A 16,119-nucleotide genomic window follows, 5' to 3' on the forward strand; every position below is an offset into this window, starting at 1 on the left:
TGCGATTAGAAAGTTGCCGATAGAGTGGCACCATAGAAACGAGTTGGAGGAGTTTGGCCAATGTTATTGATACCAACACCATTCCCGCTAGTAAAGCTAAATTCTGGGTCCGTGTATTTATTCTCTTTGGGGACCCAAAGGAAGAGGTTACGACCGTACAAGTTAAGCGTAACACCCTTTATGAAGCGGGCATTATCCAATATAGAAGCAGGTAGAGTGTAGCTCAATGAAACCTCACGCAGTTTGAAGAAATCACCTTTGGTAACATAGTTGGCTGCGATGTTGTAGTTGTAAGAACTGCTAGCCCAGAATTCAGCACCGCCGGGTGTCAACAATGTCGTGTTTGGAACAGAATTGCCTTCTTGATCTAACGTAACTGAATTTGGGAATACGAAAGGCTGACGGCCATACTCAGCACTACGAGCTGATGCACCTGTAAAATCAAGTGTAGAACCAATACCGTTATAAATAACATAACCTGTACGGTAGTCAGCCTGAGCGGCAAGTGTTAGGCCTTTGTAAGATAAGCTTGTGTTGAATCCGAAGAAATGTTTTGGCAGAGTATTACCAAAAGTAGTTAGAGCGCTGGCTTGGGTAGGGAAATAGCCAGTGTGTCCACTACCAAAATCAACATAGCTTAACACTACACGCCCCTCGTCGTCGCGAACGTAGTCGGTACCACGTAAAACAGGGAAAGGCTGGTTTTTGATAGCATAGGTTGAACCGTTACCACTAGAGGATATCAGCAACTCATCAACGGTATCCGTAACCTTCAATACCTTGTTGTTATTGTAGTTATAGTTACCACCTACACGCCAAGTGAAACCGTTAGCAGTTTCAACGGGAGTTAAGTTAAGCTCCAATTCTACCCCATTGTTTTGCACTTCTCCAGCATTTAGCAGATAGGCGCCAAAACCACTAGCAGGTGAGATACCAGCTTGCACTGCTTGATTGATAGAACGCTGATAGTAATAAGAACCAGCAAAACCAATGCGATTCTTGAAGAAGCTTACTTCAGTGCCTGCTTCAAATGAGTGAGTAAACTCTGGCTGTAGGTTAAGTTGGGTGATCCTGTCTGACAAAGTGTTGGATGCTAGTGAACCGAAAGGGAAACCGCTACCTGCACCATATACTGGGAAGAGGGAATATGCCCCATAGCTGGCGGCAGCGCCGATTGTGCTGCTAGGCAAGTTTACTGTACCCGTCTTAGCGTAACCAGCCCGAATCTTACCGTAATCGAGGAACGCTACATCCTTCAACATTGGAATAGCCTCCGTGAATACCAGCGAAGCATCTACACCAGGATAGAAGTAAGAACGGTTATTCTTCTCAAGAATTGACACAGATTCTTGACGGGCTGACCCATGAAGGAAAAGCAGGTTCTTGTAGCCAAAAGTAGCATCGGCGTAGAAAGCAAACTGACGATAGATAAACGACCCTTCACCGCCAGTTAGTTCACCAACACGATTCGAAGAAATGTTAAATACACCCGGAACCGACAAAGCATTAGCTGAAGCAGTCAGGTAGCGTGAACGATTCTGTTGAATGTTGTTGCCCAAAAATGCTTTAACTGAAAAATCACCAAATTCCTTAATGATATTAACAATGAAATCTGAGTTTAAACGCGTTGTATAGCTTGTCAAGTCAGTTACGCCACCTGCAATATTAGCGCGCGCGTTACCTGGACGACCTAAGGTAAAGGCAGAATAATCAAATCGATCCGTCGTGGATTTACTCGATTGATTAATGGTAGTTATGCCCAAGCGATGTGTTAAAGACAACCAATCTGTGATTTTGTATCCCAGTTCAGTGTTACCAATCAGATAATCTTGGCGGTTTTTATTACGGTTGTTATCTAACTGGTAGTATGGGTTGGCATAATACTCGTTGTAATAGCCATTGGGGTTTGCAAATTCGTTGTTGCGCCAATCTTTATACTGTGTCAGTGGAATCAACGATGAGGTATTTACAAGCTGGTCGTAGATAGCCCCAGTAGTAGTCTCCGTACGGTTTTGAGAATACGATACGTTAGCGCCAATTAGGAGACGCTTCACTTGGGTAGAAGCATTTACGCGGAATGTATTGCGCTCGAATACATCACGCGGAATGATGCCGTGGTTTTTCAGGTTCTGAGCTGACACCAAAATTTTGGTATCGTTATTACCAGCTGAGAACGATACGTTGTTCTGCATCTGATAACCAGTTTTGAAGAAATTTTTACGCTCATTCGGCCGAGCTTCGTAGGCTATATTCTGAATATTTCCGTTTTCTGTCTCCCGACCTAATGGACGAATAGAGCCGTCAAAACGAGGACCATACTGCTGGTTTTCATATTCCGTATATTCTGCATCCCATTCCGTCGAACCAGGCCCAAACTCATTTTGCAATTTTGGCCAAAAGCTAATGCTCTCAAGCTGTGACGTATGCGAGAACGTAACTTGGGGGCCTTTACCACCCTTTTTGGTGGTAACGATGAGAGCCCCGTTGGTAGCTTGCGAACCGTAAAGAGCAGCAGCATTAGCACCTTTCAGTACAGTAATTTCAGCAATATCGTCTGGGTTCAGCGTAGCGAGGATATCCTGCGTAGTCTGTACCCCGTCAATTACAACTAGTGCTCCGTTTTCACCCGTAATCGAGCGAGTACCACGAAGGGTGATACGTACGTTAGGGCTAACACCGTTGTTAACAGTCTGCACGTTCAAACCGGCTACTTTGCCAGTCAAACCGTTCACTACGTTAGTTGGGCGAGCCTGCGTAATCTCCTTTGACATGATAGGAGTAGCTGCATAGCCGAGCTCACGTGCATTGCGCTCAATACCTAAAGCGCCTGTTACAACAACTTCGCCTAGTTGCTTAGAATCTGCACCAAGTGCTACGTTGATAGTAGAGGAGGAAATAGGCTGCTCCACTGGAATATAACCAATAGAGGAAAAAACCAACGTTGTGGCTGATGCCGGTACATTGATTGTGTAATTGCCGTCCTCGTTAGTAGAAACACCAATTGTGGTTCCTTTTACCAGAACGGTTACTCCAGGCAGACCTTGGCTGTTAGCCCTGTCGGTAACGCGTCCTGAAATAGCTCGATTCTGTGCTATTGCCTGCTGCAACAAAGCAATAATTAGAACCAAGGCTAGAAGTAAGCCTTTTTTCATACGAGTTAATTTGGTGAATGAATTGAAAAAAAAGGTGTGAGCGGATTGACTTAGTATGGCAAGTATAGTCAAAAAAAGAACTGAGATTAGTAAATTTTTAATTTTAATTTAACATATCAACCTTTCATATTTATATATTGATACTTAAGATTACATCTTTTACACAATACAATATATTGACTATCATGTATTTAATAATAAAATACGTAAACAAGTAGTCACTACACTTCATGCTTAAGCCTTTAATGTTCTAATGACCTCCTCCTATTTACTGGACCGCTTAAAAGTAGAGCATCAGGCGTTCTGACCTCCTCCCATTTAGTAGACCGGTTGAAAGTAGAGCATCAGGCGTTCTGACCTCCTCCCATTTATTAGACCGCTTGAAAGTGGAGTATCAGGCGTTCTGAAGCTCGACGGTAGTGGCGGCAGCCACTACTTCATCGGGCGTTAAATTCTGTAGCGAGCTGTGCGGCCGAAAGCCATTGTACTCCTGCCGCCAGTGCTCAATTTTCTCCTGTGCGTCGCTCAGCGACAGAAACCAGTGCACATTCAAACATTCGTCCCGGAAGCTCCCATTAAACGACTCAATATACGCGTTATCGGTTGGTTTACCCGGCCGGGAAAAGTCCAACGTGACGTGCTGGTCATAGGCCCAGCGGTCGAGCGCCTTGCTGATAAACTCACTGCCATTGTCGACCTGAATGCGCTCGGGCACGACGCCCAATTGCTGCCGTAAGCGGGTCATGACGGCTACGACGTCTTCGCCCTTAAGCGACTGTCCCACGTGAATGGCCAGGCATTGACGACTAAAGTTATCGACTATCGTTAAGGCCCGAATTTTCCGTCCGTCGAAGAGCTGATCAGCCACAAAATCCATGCTCCAGCTTTGATGGGGACGCTGGAGTGCGACCCGTTCCAACCGGTGGGCAGCAGCCCGACTGCGCTTGGGTCGTTTACTGCGTAAGTTCAAGCCCTCCAGGCAGTACAACCGATGAACGCGTTTGTGGTTGTCTGCCCAGCCTTCGCGCCGTAGCAGCGTAAACAGGCGCTGACAACCGTAGCGGATACGCACGTGCGCCAGTTCCCGCAGCCGCTGGCGCAGTGCGGTGTCGTCGCGGCGGTGAGCTTTGTAGGACCAGCTGGAGCGCTGCAACACCACCACCCGACAGGCACGACGAGCGGAGATGCGGTAGGCGTCGATGAGGTGCTGAGCCGCGTGTCGACGCTGCACGGGCCTCAGAACTTTTTTTTGAGTACGTCCTGCAACATCTGCTTGTCCAGGCTCAGGTCGGCCACGAGTTGTTTCAGGTGCAGATTCTCTTCTTCTAACTGCTTCAGCCGGCGTAGCTCGGGCACACCTAACCCGCCGTATTTCTTCTTCCAGTTGTAGTAGCTGGCCTCGCTGATGCCCATCTTCCGGCACACCTCCGCGACAGTCACGCCCGTGTCGGCCTGACGCAGGGCGAACACGATTTGAGCCTCGGTAAACTTGGTCTTTTTCATGGCAAGTGTCTTGGTTTTAAGGTACGACAAGTGCCTGATTTCTCTACTTTAGCGTGGTCCAGTTTAATGGGGGGAGGTCAGTTTTGTGGGAAAAGGTCAAGGTCAGTTTACTGGGAGAAGGTCAGGAGGCCAAGAGGTCACCATTAAAACAGTGTTAAAAACATATGAAAAGTTATTCTATATAATATAATCATTAATTTTTCATTTATTTTAGAGCTTCAGCTTTTTTATAAAAGCCTTATCACATTTTACCAAACTCTTTCGCATGAAAAAAACTTTACTCATGAGTATTTTACTCATGATCACCCTGCTTCAGCAGGTAGTAGCACAGAGCCGGAACGTATCTGGCCGAGTAACTGATCGAGAAAACGGTGATGGCTTACCTGGCGTAACCGTTGTAGTACAAGGGACTAGTAACGGAGTATCTACTAATTCTGATGGTACTTATACCCTTACAGTACCTTCAGAAGGTGGCATCTTGGTTTTTAGCTCAGTAGGATATGTGTCACAACAACGTACCATAGGAAACGAATCACAGATCAATATTGGGCTATCAGTTGATACAAAGCAACTGAGTGAAGTTGTTGTAACAGGTTATGGTACTCAAGAAAAGCGCGATGTAACAGGCGCCATTTCATCTGTAAAAGGAGATGAAATTGCTAATTTAGCTACCCCTAGTTTTGCCCAACAATTAGCTGGCCGGGCTGCAGGCGTACAAGTAACTACTCCATCGGGACTATTAGGAGCTACACCGCGTATTGTTATTCGCGGTACAAACTCGATTTCATCTGGCACATTCCCTCTTGTAGTAGTAGACGGTGTACCAATTCTTACAGGTAACCAAAGTGGCGTGACGCCGAACAACCCCTTAGCAGATATTAACCCAAGTGATATTGAATCATATGAGGTATTAAAGGATGGCTCTGCAACGGCTATTTATGGTTCTCGGGCTGCTAACGGCGTAATCTTAATTACTACCAAAAAGGGCAAGTTGGGTCGTGCCCGTATCAGCTATGATAATTACTTTGGATGGGCAAGCACATTAAAGCGTTATGATGTACTTAATGCTGATCAATTTATAGAAATCAACAACGAAAAATACCGCAATCTCAATGGAGAAAGCGCTGCTGCTATTGCATTACCATACAATGACGTAAATGGTCAACCAGTAAGCACTGATTGGCAAGATCAAATTTTTCGCACTGGCTTTCAGCAGAATCATGCCTTATCTGTAGCAGGAGCTACTGAGAAGACTCGTTATTTCTTCTCCGCCGGTTACACTGATCAGAAGGCTGTTATTGATGCCAACTCTCTAAACAGAATCACGTTTCGAGCAAACCTGGACCAAGAAATTGTTAAATGGTTCCGAGTTGGTATGAATTTAGGCTTGACTCGTACTGAAAATAATGGCTTGAATACAAGCATTAATGGCTTATCTGGTAATGTAACAAACGCACTGTCGTTGTTTCCTAACGTACCAGCTCGCAATCCTGATGGTACGCCCTATATCGATGCTACGGGTGCTACAGTAGGCTTGGGTAACAATACTATTCCTATTGCATTTGCCTATCCAAATATTCTTTTCCCTTTAGATAATAACGTATATCGAGCTACTAATTACCGTATTTTAGGTAACGTTTATGCTGAGGCTGAACCAGTAAAGGGGCTTGTATTCCGCACTCAGTATGGTACTGATGTCTTTTTGAACGATGACTTTCAATACAATGATCCTCGCCATGGAGATGGCCGTGGAGCAAATGGACTTATTTACCAGCAGTTTGCCCCAACATTACGCTGGAACTGGCAAAACACTGTTTCATTCAACAAAGTAGTTGCTGATTCTCATAAGTTTAACATTGTAGCGGGCGCTGAATATCAAAAGACTACTTCACGTTCTTATTACTCGCAGGCTACTGGATTGTCAGATCGTTTCTTTGGCCCCGAGAATATTATTAGCGGAACTTTCACCACTCCCAATATTGGTGGTGGATACGTACAGACAGGCTTTGATTCTTATTTTGGACGGTTCAACTATGCATTTAAAGACCGTTATCTAGTAAGTGCCACATTGCGTGCAGATGCGCTTTCTTCATTACCATCTGCCAACCGACGAGGTTATTTCCCAGGTGGCTCCCTAGGTTGGCGTATCTCAGAAGAAGGTTTCTTCAAGAACTCTGGTGTTGGCTCTTGGTGGAATGACTTGAAAATCCGTGGTAGCTATGCAGCAGTAGGCAACGTTAATATTGGTTCTTTTCCTTACGCTAGCTTGTTTGGCGCAGGTAAGTATGGTTCTCAAAACGGCATAGGTTACAACGTAAACGGACAGTTTGGTAATAATGAGTTGCAATGGGAATCATCTAAGAAGATCGACGTGGGTATCGACCTAGGTTTCCTTGACAATCGAATTACAGCTTCTGCTGACTATTACCGTAACAACGTTGATGACTTGATCCTATTTGTACGCCTACCCCTATCGTTAGGTGTTCCTGGCAATGGCTACAATGCAAATATTGGTCGCATGCGTAATGAAGGTTTCGAATTCACGATCAATACTCAAAATATCAATAAAGCTGATTTCACTTGGTCAACCAGCTTTAACTTTTCTACCAACAAGAACCGTGTATTAGCTCTCAATAATAATGAGGATGTTATTAATACATACAACGTTGTACGAGTTGGGCAACCAGTTGGAGCACTCTTTGGCTATGAGTATGTAGGTGTAAACCCTTCATTTGGTTATCCTATTTATCGTAAAAACGATGAAAATGGCACCTTGGTACAGGGCAATATAGATGGCCTCAATGGTGGTTCTAGAAATACATACTACCTATATGATCCTGCTAATCCTAGCGCTGCCAATGTCAATCCACGAGAAGCTACAGCAGGACAGCCAGCCATTGTGGGCAATCGTTCCTCATTAACAGCTACTGACAAAAAGATTTTGGGTAATACTAACCCTACATTCTTCGGAGGACTTACCAACTCGTTCGCTTGGAAAGGATTCGACTTAGAAATCTTTGCTCGTTTCTCAGGTGGCAATAAAATTATGAATGTTACACGTCAGCAACTATTACGTCAAGAGTTCCTGAACAACAGCACAGAAATTTTGGATCGTTGGACTACACCAGGTCAGGTAACTAGCACACCTAAGCTGGTATACACCAATTCTGACTTTATCAATCAAAATAATAATGCTCTCTCACGTTTCGTAGAAAAGGGTGATTTCATACGTCTACAGAACATTACGCTTGGTTATACCTTACCTAAAGCAGCGCTAGGTAGTGCTCTAAGCCGAGTACGTGTTTATGGCCAAGTGCAGAACATTGCTACTATCACCAAATACAAAGGCGTAGATCCAGAGGTTAACTCTAATGGACAAACTAATACGCAACAAGGTATAGACTATAATAGCAATCCTCAGCAACGAGTGTATACAGCTGGTTTAAACGTAGCTTTCTAAAATTCTGCAACTCTTCTACTCATGAATCATAACTTGTTTTCACTTTTTACCTTGCACAAAAGCCGCTTATTGGCTTTGAGCGCCTTGCTTACTGTTGGATTGGGCGCTTGTGAGGTTACTGATTTGGAGCCTAAAGACAGTATTTCTGAATCAGCGGCTTTTAGTGACGCTGGTCGCGTGAATTTAGCGGTAGTAGGTGTCTATAATGCTGCTCAATCAGGCTTTTACGACCCATTAAATGGTAGCGGGCTTGCTGTACGTGGCTACCCCTTCGGAGCAGCAGCGAACGAATTGGATGATATACGTGGAGAGGATGTGGTGGATATGGCTGGTTTCTTTGGTATTGTGTACGCTAATAATATCACCCCTTCCACGCCAAATAATGTTAACATGTGGTCAACGCTTTATGCTTTGATTAATCAGACTAATGTTACAATAGAAGGGGTCAATAATGCAGCTGTACAGGGTATTATCCCGACAGCTGATGCTACTGTGTATGAAGGAGAAATGCGCTTTTTGCGTGCATTGGCATACCACGAACTCCTAATACATTTTTGCCGTCCTTATACAGATAATAGAGGGAATAATCCCGGAGTACCTTATCGCGATTTTGCCATCAACACTCCAGCAGCAGTTGAGCGCGCACGTACTCTTGACCGTGGAACAGTAGCATCAGTATACACTAGTATACTTGCTGATTTGGATATAGCAGAGAGTAACCTGCCAGCTACTCGCACTGGCAATGCTCGTGTGTCTCGCGCTACTAAAGGAGCTGCAGTCGCGTTGAAACAACGTCTTCGCTTACACCAAGGTGAATGGGAGGCAGCTACAACGGAAGGAGCTAAATTAATTTCTGGTACCACCACATTTACCAGCCCAATTGGTAGCTATGCATTAACAGCAACCCCACAAGGGGCATTCCCAGGTGGAACTGCTGTGACGACTGAATCTATATTTTCAATCGAAAATAGCTCAGACGACAATCCAGGGGTAAACGGCGCGTTACCAAACTTTTTTGGCTCACCAAATACGCTGACTGCTAATCCTGCTGGTATTGGCGCTCGTGGATTGATTGCCATTAGCCCAGTGTTATTTAACGCTCCTTTCTGGTCTTGTTCTGATTTGCGTCGCACTCAGCTACTACAAGCTACTTCGGCTAGATATTACTCTTATAAGTATAAAGACGCTGCGAATAATACAGATTGGGCTCCTATCATTCGCTATGCTGAGGTTCTATTGAATCAGGCCGAAGCACAAGCACGTAGAGGAAACGCTGTTCAAGCACTAGCCTTGTTGAATGCTGTACGTAATAGAGCGGTAACTACTGCAACCGAGCAGTATACAGCCTCTTCATTCACTTCCTCCGACGATCTTGTCCGAGCTATTTTAAATGAGCGGAGAGTGGAATTTGTAGCCGAAGGATTCCGATGGGATGACATTCATCGTTTATCTCCTACTCCATTTAGCCCTGTGCCAGGGGGAGGTATCCCGTCAAAAGCACAAAGCGCACAGGCTGTAATCGCAAACTATAATTGCAATACAAGACCAAGTGTTTCTCGTTTAGTAGACGCTATTCCATATACAGATTATCGTTTCTTATGGCCCATTCCTGCCATTGAGGTTGCAAACAACCCAACGCTTGCAGCTCAGCAAAACCCTGGTTATTAACCATATATCGTGATAAAAAAAGACCTATACAAGATTGTATAGGTCTTTTTTTATCACGATATATGTGATGCCACTATTCAAAATCATCTACTCTCAAAAGAATTTTCGTTTCTAGATATTCTTTTCTTAACCATCTGATAGTCTTCCCTGCTACCTCATCTGATGCAGCCAACTTCTTATCTTGATGCAATGCCTTAAACCACTCTGCCTCACTAAAACTTTGCCCGTCTGCTCCCCGAATTTGCTCTTGCATACCCGTATCTACTACCCCTGGCGCTAGCGCCCGGATGCGGATGCCAGACCCACGCAAGTCTTGCTCTTTCTGCGCTACTTGACTCAGCATTTCTAATGCTGCTTTGGAGGCACAATAGGCACCCCAACCATCCACAGGGCGCTGAGCGGCGCCGCTGCTGATGTTGAGAACAGTGCGCGGCACATTCAAACTAGAGTAAGCGCTCAAGAAAGTATTCATCAGCATAGCGGGGGCCACTAGATTTACATCGAATACGAAGTTGTAGTGCTCGTTGGTCTGTTCGCCTACGTAGGCTATTTCACCTAGCACACCAGCGTTGTTAATGAGCGTGATGCTGTCAGCGTCTGACCAAGCGGGGAATATTTTCGTGACGTTGTTCTGAAGTGCCTCCATATCCGACAGGTCCAGGGGCTGATGCTGGTACCGTTCGTGCTCAATCGTGGCGTTGCGCGATACGCCTAGCACTTTGGTATCGGGGTAGGACAGCACAGCCTCTGCAAGGGCTTTGCCTAAGCCGCGGCTAGCGCCTGTGATAATGTAGTATTGCATGGAATGAGTAGGTGAAGTGCGAAAACGGGCGGGCCGATCAACGGCGCATTCCCTCTGCGGTAGTACGCGAGAGGGCAGTGCGCCGTTGATCGGCCCGCCCGTTTTGACTGTGCGTTACCTCATAGGATATATTGGGTCAGGTCGCGGTTGCGCACCATGTCTTTCAGGCGTTCATCTACCAGTTCGCGCGTGATTTGAATGCGAGCATTAGCACCGATTTTATCCGGTACGTCGAACAGGATATCGTTGAGTAGGCGGCTCATGACCGTGTGCAAGCGACGTGCACCGATGTTTTCTACCTCGCTGTTTACCTCAAATGCAATTTCGGCCAAGCGCTCCAGGGCCGAGTCGTCAAAGGTCAATTCTACCTCTTCAGCTTGAAGCAGAGCTTCGTACTGCTTGGTAAGCGCATTTTTGGGGTCTTTTAGGATCAGATAGAAATCCTCTTTGGTGAGGCTTTGCAGCTCTACCCGGATGGGGAAGCGACCTTGCAGCTCTGGGATCAGGTCGGAAGGCTTAGCGACGTGGAAGGCACCGGCGGCAATGAACAGAATATGGTCGGTATTGAGGATACCGTACTTAGTGCTGACAGCCGAACCTTCTACGATGGGTAGCAAGTCACGCTGCACACCTTCGCGGCTTACGTCGGGGCCACCGCCGCCTTTGCCGCTGCGGCTGGCTACCTTATCAATTTCGTCGATGAAGATGATGCCTGAGTTCTCGGCGTGGCGCAGAGCTTCTTCCTTCACCTCCTCCATATCGATGAGCTTGGCAGCTTCCTCATCTAGCAGGATGCGACGGGCTTCGGCAATCGTGACGCGGCGCTTGCGGGTTTTCTTGGGGAGCATATTGCCCAGCATGTCTTGTAAGCCCGACAGCGAAGCCTCATCCATGCCGGTCTGGCCTCCTAGGATACCGATGCCGGAGGAACTACTTTGTTCTACCTTAATCTCAATCTTACGCTCGTCTAACTCACCGCTGCGGATTTTCTCGCGGAATTTGTCGCGCGTGCGCTCGTTCAGCTCCTGGTCGGAGGTAGGCACTTGGTTGCCATCGGTGCCGAAGCCTACTCCCTGCCGGGTAGCAGGCGTAGCACTGCCGGAGATGGGTGGAATCAGGGCATCCAGGATAATATCTTCTACTACTTGCGCAGCCTGAGCCTTTACGGCTTCCTTGCGGCGCAGCTTCACCATGTTTACCGACTGCTCAGCCAAGTCGCGCACCATGCTTTCTACGTCGCGGCCCACGTAGCCTACCTCCGTAAACTTGGAGGCTTCCACTTTGGTAAAAGGTGCGTCGGCGATGCTAGCGAGGCGGCGGGCAATTTCGGTTTTGCCTACCCCCGTGGAGCCAATCATCAGAATATTATTGGGCACGATTTCGCGCTGCATTTCGATGGGCGCGTGCAGGCGGCGCCAACGGTTGCGCAGGGCAATGGCCACATGGCGCTTGGCCTCGTGCTGACCAATGATATACTTATCCAGCTCGGCTACTATCTGAGCCGGCGTCAGAAAAACATCGGATTCTATCATACATCAAGAGTGAAAGCGCCCAAAAGATGTGCTTGGGCGATATGGTGAAGAAGCAACTATCCGGCAAAATGTTGCCCGAGGTACTGCTTCTGCCACAAATACTGATTTAGCCAGTCAGGGTTGTGTTTTATCCGTTGCTACCCGACAGAGTTACCGGCTCCTACCCTACTTCTCCTTCGTAAACAACGAATCAATGTTGCGGGCAATGCTGAAATAATTGGCGGCTCCCGAAGCATGGTAGCCCGCCCGCGTGTAGTCGAGTTGGAACTGACTGATGCGCAGCATAGCCCCAAAGCTGAAGCCTGCGCCCCCGCCTATATTAGCCAACCGCAATTCGCGCCGAGCCAAATGGTTGTAGCCTGCGCGCAGGTGTAGGTTTTTGCTTAGCAACAGTTCACCGCCCACGGCAAAGTGTCGGGCAATTTTGTCGCCTAAGCTTTTCTCAGGTACAATGGGGTCACCGTTTTCATCGAGTTGGGTGCTTTGGGTAGGATCGAGATACACGATGTCCAGCTGCTGCAAGTGGTGCGCCGTGAGAGAAAAGCGAAACGGTAGGTGCTCAGGTTTGAATGAGGTACCCAGCTCCACATTCAGCGGCATGGGCTCACGGCCGGAGCCGGTGTAGGGTTTCACCTGATACCCCAGGTTGCGCACCGCCAGCCCTACTGTAAAATCCTGATCTGGGTGCTTGAACAGCGCGCCTGCATCGGCCAGCACACCTACCGAGTGGTTGCCGGCAATGCCCGATACCGCCAGCTTCAGCGTGCCGCCCAGCGTGAAGTTGCCGCTGGTGTAGGAATCGGCCACGCTGGCGACGTATTCGTTCACCGAAAACTCCCCGATAACGTTGCCCGCCGCATCTACCTGCTGAAACTCGCCGTAGCTCAGATAGTTAAGCCCTACCCCAAACCGACCAGCCTGTTGAGTATTAAAGACATACACGGCGCTGGTTTGACCGATATCCGCTAGATAGTCGACGTAGCTCAGGGCCAGCCTACCATCCATTTCCTGGTTCAAAAGAGCAGGATTGGCGAAAAGCATGGTCCCGTCAGCATCGCGGGACGAAACGTTGGCGCCGCCCAGAGCTGCTAGCTTGGCACCAGCAGGCACGTTTAGAAACGAGAAAGCACGCCGCCCGCCAATTTGCGCGGACGCTGGTTTAGCTGTTCCCACCACCAACACGCTGACAATTCCCAACAAGTACTGACGTAGCGGTGCAATCATTGGCGGAAGATACTGAGGAAATTACAAGGTTGGGCTTTGAAATATTCCACTAACGTAGAACGTCATGCTGAGCTTGTCGAAGCATCTCGCTCGCTTCGTTGTACACTACCCAACGAAGCGAGCGAGATGCTTCGACAAGCTCAGCATGACGTTCTAATTAAATTCTAAATACCCTACTTACTGCACTTCCACGCTCGGTACAGCCGGCGGAGTTGGTTCGTCGCGCACGGTCAGCTTCATAGGATGGTTAACCAGCTCCGGTAGCAAGGCTACGGCCAGCACGTCATCCACGCGGTCGGCGTAATGAATAGTGAGGCCTTTGATGTATTCGGTGGGAATCTCGTCGATGTCCTTGCGGTTTTTCTGGCACAAAATCACGTCTTTGATGCCCGCACGGCGCGCCGCCAGGATTTTCTCCTTGATGCCGCCTACCGGCAGCACCTTGCCGCGCAGGGTTATCTCGCCCGTCATGGCCAAATGGCTACGGATTTTACGTTGCGTAAACACCGACGCGATGCTAGTGAAGATGGCAATACCGGCACTGGGGCCATCCTTGGGCACAGCGCCCTCAGGAAAGTGAATGTGCAGGTCGTACTGGTCGAAGAGGCGGTAGTCGATGTCCAGCTCCTCGGCCCGGCTGCGCAGGTAGGAAAGCGCCGTAATGGCCGATTCCTTCATCACATCACCCAGCTGGCCCGAGAGCGTGAGCTTGCCCCTACCCCGGCTCAACAAACTTTCAATGAACAGGATGTCGCCACCCACCGAAGTCCAGGCCAAGCCCGTTACCACGCCGGCAGTGTCGTTGTCCTGGTATTGGTCGCGGTCGAAAATGGCGGCGCCCAGGATACGGGCTACGTCTTTCGGTTCCAGGGTTGCCGGATATTCTTCCTCCAAAGCCTTATGCTTAGCCACGTTGCGCACCACTGCCCCCAACTTGCGCTCCAGGCTACGCACACCCGATTCGCGGGTGTAGTCGTCAATTACGCGCTGCAAGGCGGGCGTGGTGATGCTTACGTCCTTGGGTTGTAGGCCATGGTCGGCGAGGAGCTTAGGCCACAGGTGCTTCTTGGCAATTTGGGTCTTCTCTTCTAGTGTATATCCCGTCACGTCGATGATTTCCATTCGGTCGCGCAGGGCGGGCTGGATGGTATCGAGCGAGTTGGCGGTAGCAATGAACAGCACCCGCGACAGGTCGTATTCGACCTCCAGGTAGTTGTCAGTGAAAGTGGAGTTCTGCTCCGGGTCAAGCACTTCGAGTAGCGCCGACGACGGGTCACCCCGGAAATCGGCACTTACCTTGTCTACTTCGTCTAGAATAATCACCGGATTGGAAGCGCCTGCTTTTTTGATCTGCGACACAATGCGGCCTGGCATAGCGCCCACGTAGGTTTTGCGGTGCCCCCGGATTTCGGCCTCGTCGCGCACGCCGCCCAGGCTCATGCGCACGTACTGCCTACCCAACGCCTTCGCAATGGAGCGGCCCAGGCTGGTTTTGCCTACACCGGGCGGGCCATAGAGGCACAGAATCGGTGCCTTCATATCCTGCTTCAGCTTGAGCACAGCCAAGTACTCCACGATGCGCTCCTTCACCTTTTCCATACCATAGTGGTCCTGGTCGAGGATTTTGCGGGTGCGCTTCAGGTTGAAATTGTCCTTGGTGTATTCGCCCCAGGGTAAGTCGAGCAGAAACTCCGCGTAGTTCACGCTCACCGGGTATTCGGCGGCTTGCGGGTTGAGGCGCGTGAGCTTATCCAGTTCTTTGTTGAAATGTTTGGCTACCGCTTCGGGCCACTTTTTGTCTTTCGCACGGACGCGAAACTTGTCTATTTCCTGATCTGGACCATCAAACCCCAACTCATCCTGCAATACCTTGATCTGCTGGCGCAGGAAGTAATCACGCTGCTGCTGGTCGATGTCGGTATGGACTTTCGTGTGGATTTCGCGCTTGATTTCCAGGTGCTGAATCTCCTTGAGCATCAGTTCCAGCAACCGTGTACCGCGCTCCACACCGTCGTTTATCTCCAACAGCTGCTGTTTCACACCTACCTCGGCGTTGATATTCGAGGACAGGAAATGCGTCAAGAAAGACGGCGAGTCGATGTTATCCAACGCCACCTGCGCTTCCTGCGGAATCTCAGGATTCAGCTTCATGATTTTGGCGGCGGCCTCTTTCAGCGAGGCCACCAGAGCCTTCACCTCCTTGCTGTTCTTATTATGGAAGGTCTCGGTCAGGTAGCTTACCCGCGCCGTGAGGTAGGGCACGTCCTGCTCCTGTTCCTCAATCTGGAAACGCTGCTGTCCCTGAATGATGATGGTGGTATTGCCATCGGGTAGCACCAGCATTTTCAGGATGCGCGCCATGGTGCCGGTCTGGTACAGATCGGCCAGTACGGGGTCGTCGCTCTGGGTATTTTTCTGGGCAACTACCCCAATAATCTTATTGCCCCGGTAGGCCTTGCGCACTAGCCGCACGCTTTTCTTGCGCGACACCGTAACGGGTAGTACTACTCCGGGAAACAATACCGTATTGCGTACGGCCAGCAACGGCAGTACCTCGGGAGCGTCTTCGCCGGTAAGTGGCTGGTCGGGGTCGGTGGCAACAATAGAAACCATCTCTACCGTGTCTTTCGCCAGCAGGTAGGGAGTAGCGTCTTGAAAAAAGGATTTACTCATGAGAATAGCGGGGATACACGATTAATTCGTGCCAGAATGACAGCCTGCTCCGGCACAAACCTGTCCGGTTACGACTGACTTTTGTAAGATTACGGAATGGGCAAG

The 16,119-nt window shown here is 48.7% G+C and carries 8 protein-coding genes; 2 read left to right on the plus strand and 6 right to left on the minus strand.

Annotation, left to right across the window (positions count from 1 at the left end; genetic code table 11):
* Positions 1-5: 5 nt before the first annotated feature.
* Together F1C16_RS12900 and F1C16_RS12905 are read right to left on the minus strand one after the other, a co-directional pair.
* Positions 6-3,152, minus strand: a complete 3,147-nt coding sequence (locus F1C16_RS12900) for a SusC/RagA family TonB-linked outer membrane protein (RefSeq protein WP_185281051.1) — start codon at positions 3,150-3,152, stop codon at positions 6-8.
* 394 nt (positions 3,153-3,546) lie between these two features.
* A protein-coding gene (locus F1C16_RS12905; RefSeq protein ID WP_374940580.1) for an IS3 family transposase occupies positions 3,547-4,655 on the minus strand; the annotation gives its coding sequence in 2 pieces (ribosomal slippage) (positions 3,547-4,400 and positions 4,400-4,655; 1,110 coding nt in all).
* Positions 4,656-4,920: 265 nt separating this feature from the next.
* Between F1C16_RS12905 and F1C16_RS12910 the strand changes: the two genes are divergently transcribed.
* Both F1C16_RS12910 and F1C16_RS12915 read left to right on the plus strand, forming a co-directional pair.
* Positions 4,921-8,115, plus strand: coding sequence for a TonB-dependent receptor (locus F1C16_RS12910; RefSeq protein ID WP_258048902.1), 3,195 nt, complete (start codon positions 4,921-4,923; stop codon positions 8,113-8,115).
* Between the two features lie 21 nt (positions 8,116-8,136).
* Positions 8,137-9,783, plus strand: a complete 1,647-nt coding sequence (locus F1C16_RS12915; protein WP_185281053.1) for a RagB/SusD family nutrient uptake outer membrane protein — start codon at positions 8,137-8,139, stop codon at positions 9,781-9,783.
* Between the two features lie 73 nt (positions 9,784-9,856).
* Here the strand turns inward: F1C16_RS12915 and F1C16_RS12920 are convergent, their stop codons facing one another.
* The 4 genes from F1C16_RS12920 to lon form a co-directional block, all read right to left on the minus strand.
* Positions 9,857-10,585, minus strand: coding sequence for an SDR family NAD(P)-dependent oxidoreductase (locus F1C16_RS12920; protein ID WP_185281054.1), 729 nt, complete (start codon positions 10,583-10,585; stop codon positions 9,857-9,859).
* Between the two features lie 119 nt (positions 10,586-10,704).
* Positions 10,705-12,117 (minus strand): ATP-dependent protease ATPase subunit HslU, encoded by a 1,413-nt coding sequence (hslU, locus tag F1C16_RS12925; RefSeq protein ID WP_185281055.1) that lies wholly within the window; start codon positions 12,115-12,117, stop codon positions 10,705-10,707.
* A gap of 165 nt (positions 12,118-12,282) precedes the next feature.
* Complete coding sequence (gene porQ, locus F1C16_RS12930) at positions 12,283-13,341, minus strand: type IX secretion system protein PorQ (protein WP_185281056.1); 1,059 nt, start codon at positions 13,339-13,341, stop codon at positions 12,283-12,285.
* A gap of 177 nt (positions 13,342-13,518) precedes the next feature.
* On the minus strand, positions 13,519-16,014 hold the full coding sequence (gene lon / locus F1C16_RS12935; protein WP_185281057.1) for an endopeptidase La: 2,496 nt from the start codon (positions 16,012-16,014) through the stop codon (positions 13,519-13,521).
* Positions 16,015-16,119: the final 105 nt, after the last annotated feature.

The organism is Hymenobacter sp. NBH84, from assembly GCF_014217645.1.
Classification (GTDB): domain Bacteria; phylum Bacteroidota; class Bacteroidia; order Cytophagales; family Hymenobacteraceae; genus Hymenobacter; species Hymenobacter profundi.

Bases quoted from the DNA above. Each gene is read 5' to 3' on its own strand.
- porQ (WP_185281056.1), bottom strand. From the start codon at position 13,341: ATGATTGCACCGCTACGTCAGTACTTGTTGGGAATTGTCAGCGTGTTG.
- F1C16_RS12900 (WP_185281051.1), bottom strand. From the start codon at position 3,152: ATGAAAAAAGGCTTACTTCTAGCCTTGGTTCTAATTATTGCTTTGTTG.
- F1C16_RS12910 (WP_258048902.1), top strand. From the start codon at position 4,921: ATGAAAAAAACTTTACTCATGAGTATTTTACTCATGATCACCCTGCTT.
- hslU (WP_185281055.1), bottom strand. From the start codon at position 12,117: ATGATAGAATCCGATGTTTTTCTGACGCCGGCTCAGATAGTAGCCGAG.
- F1C16_RS12920 (WP_185281054.1), bottom strand. From the start codon at position 10,585: ATGCAATACTACATTATCACAGGCGCTAGCCGCGGCTTAGGCAAAGCC.
- lon (WP_185281057.1), bottom strand. From the start codon at position 16,014: ATGAGTAAATCCTTTTTTCAAGACGCTACTCCCTACCTGCTGGCGAAA.
- F1C16_RS12915 (WP_185281053.1), top strand. From the start codon at position 8,137: ATGAATCATAACTTGTTTTCACTTTTTACCTTGCACAAAAGCCGCTTA.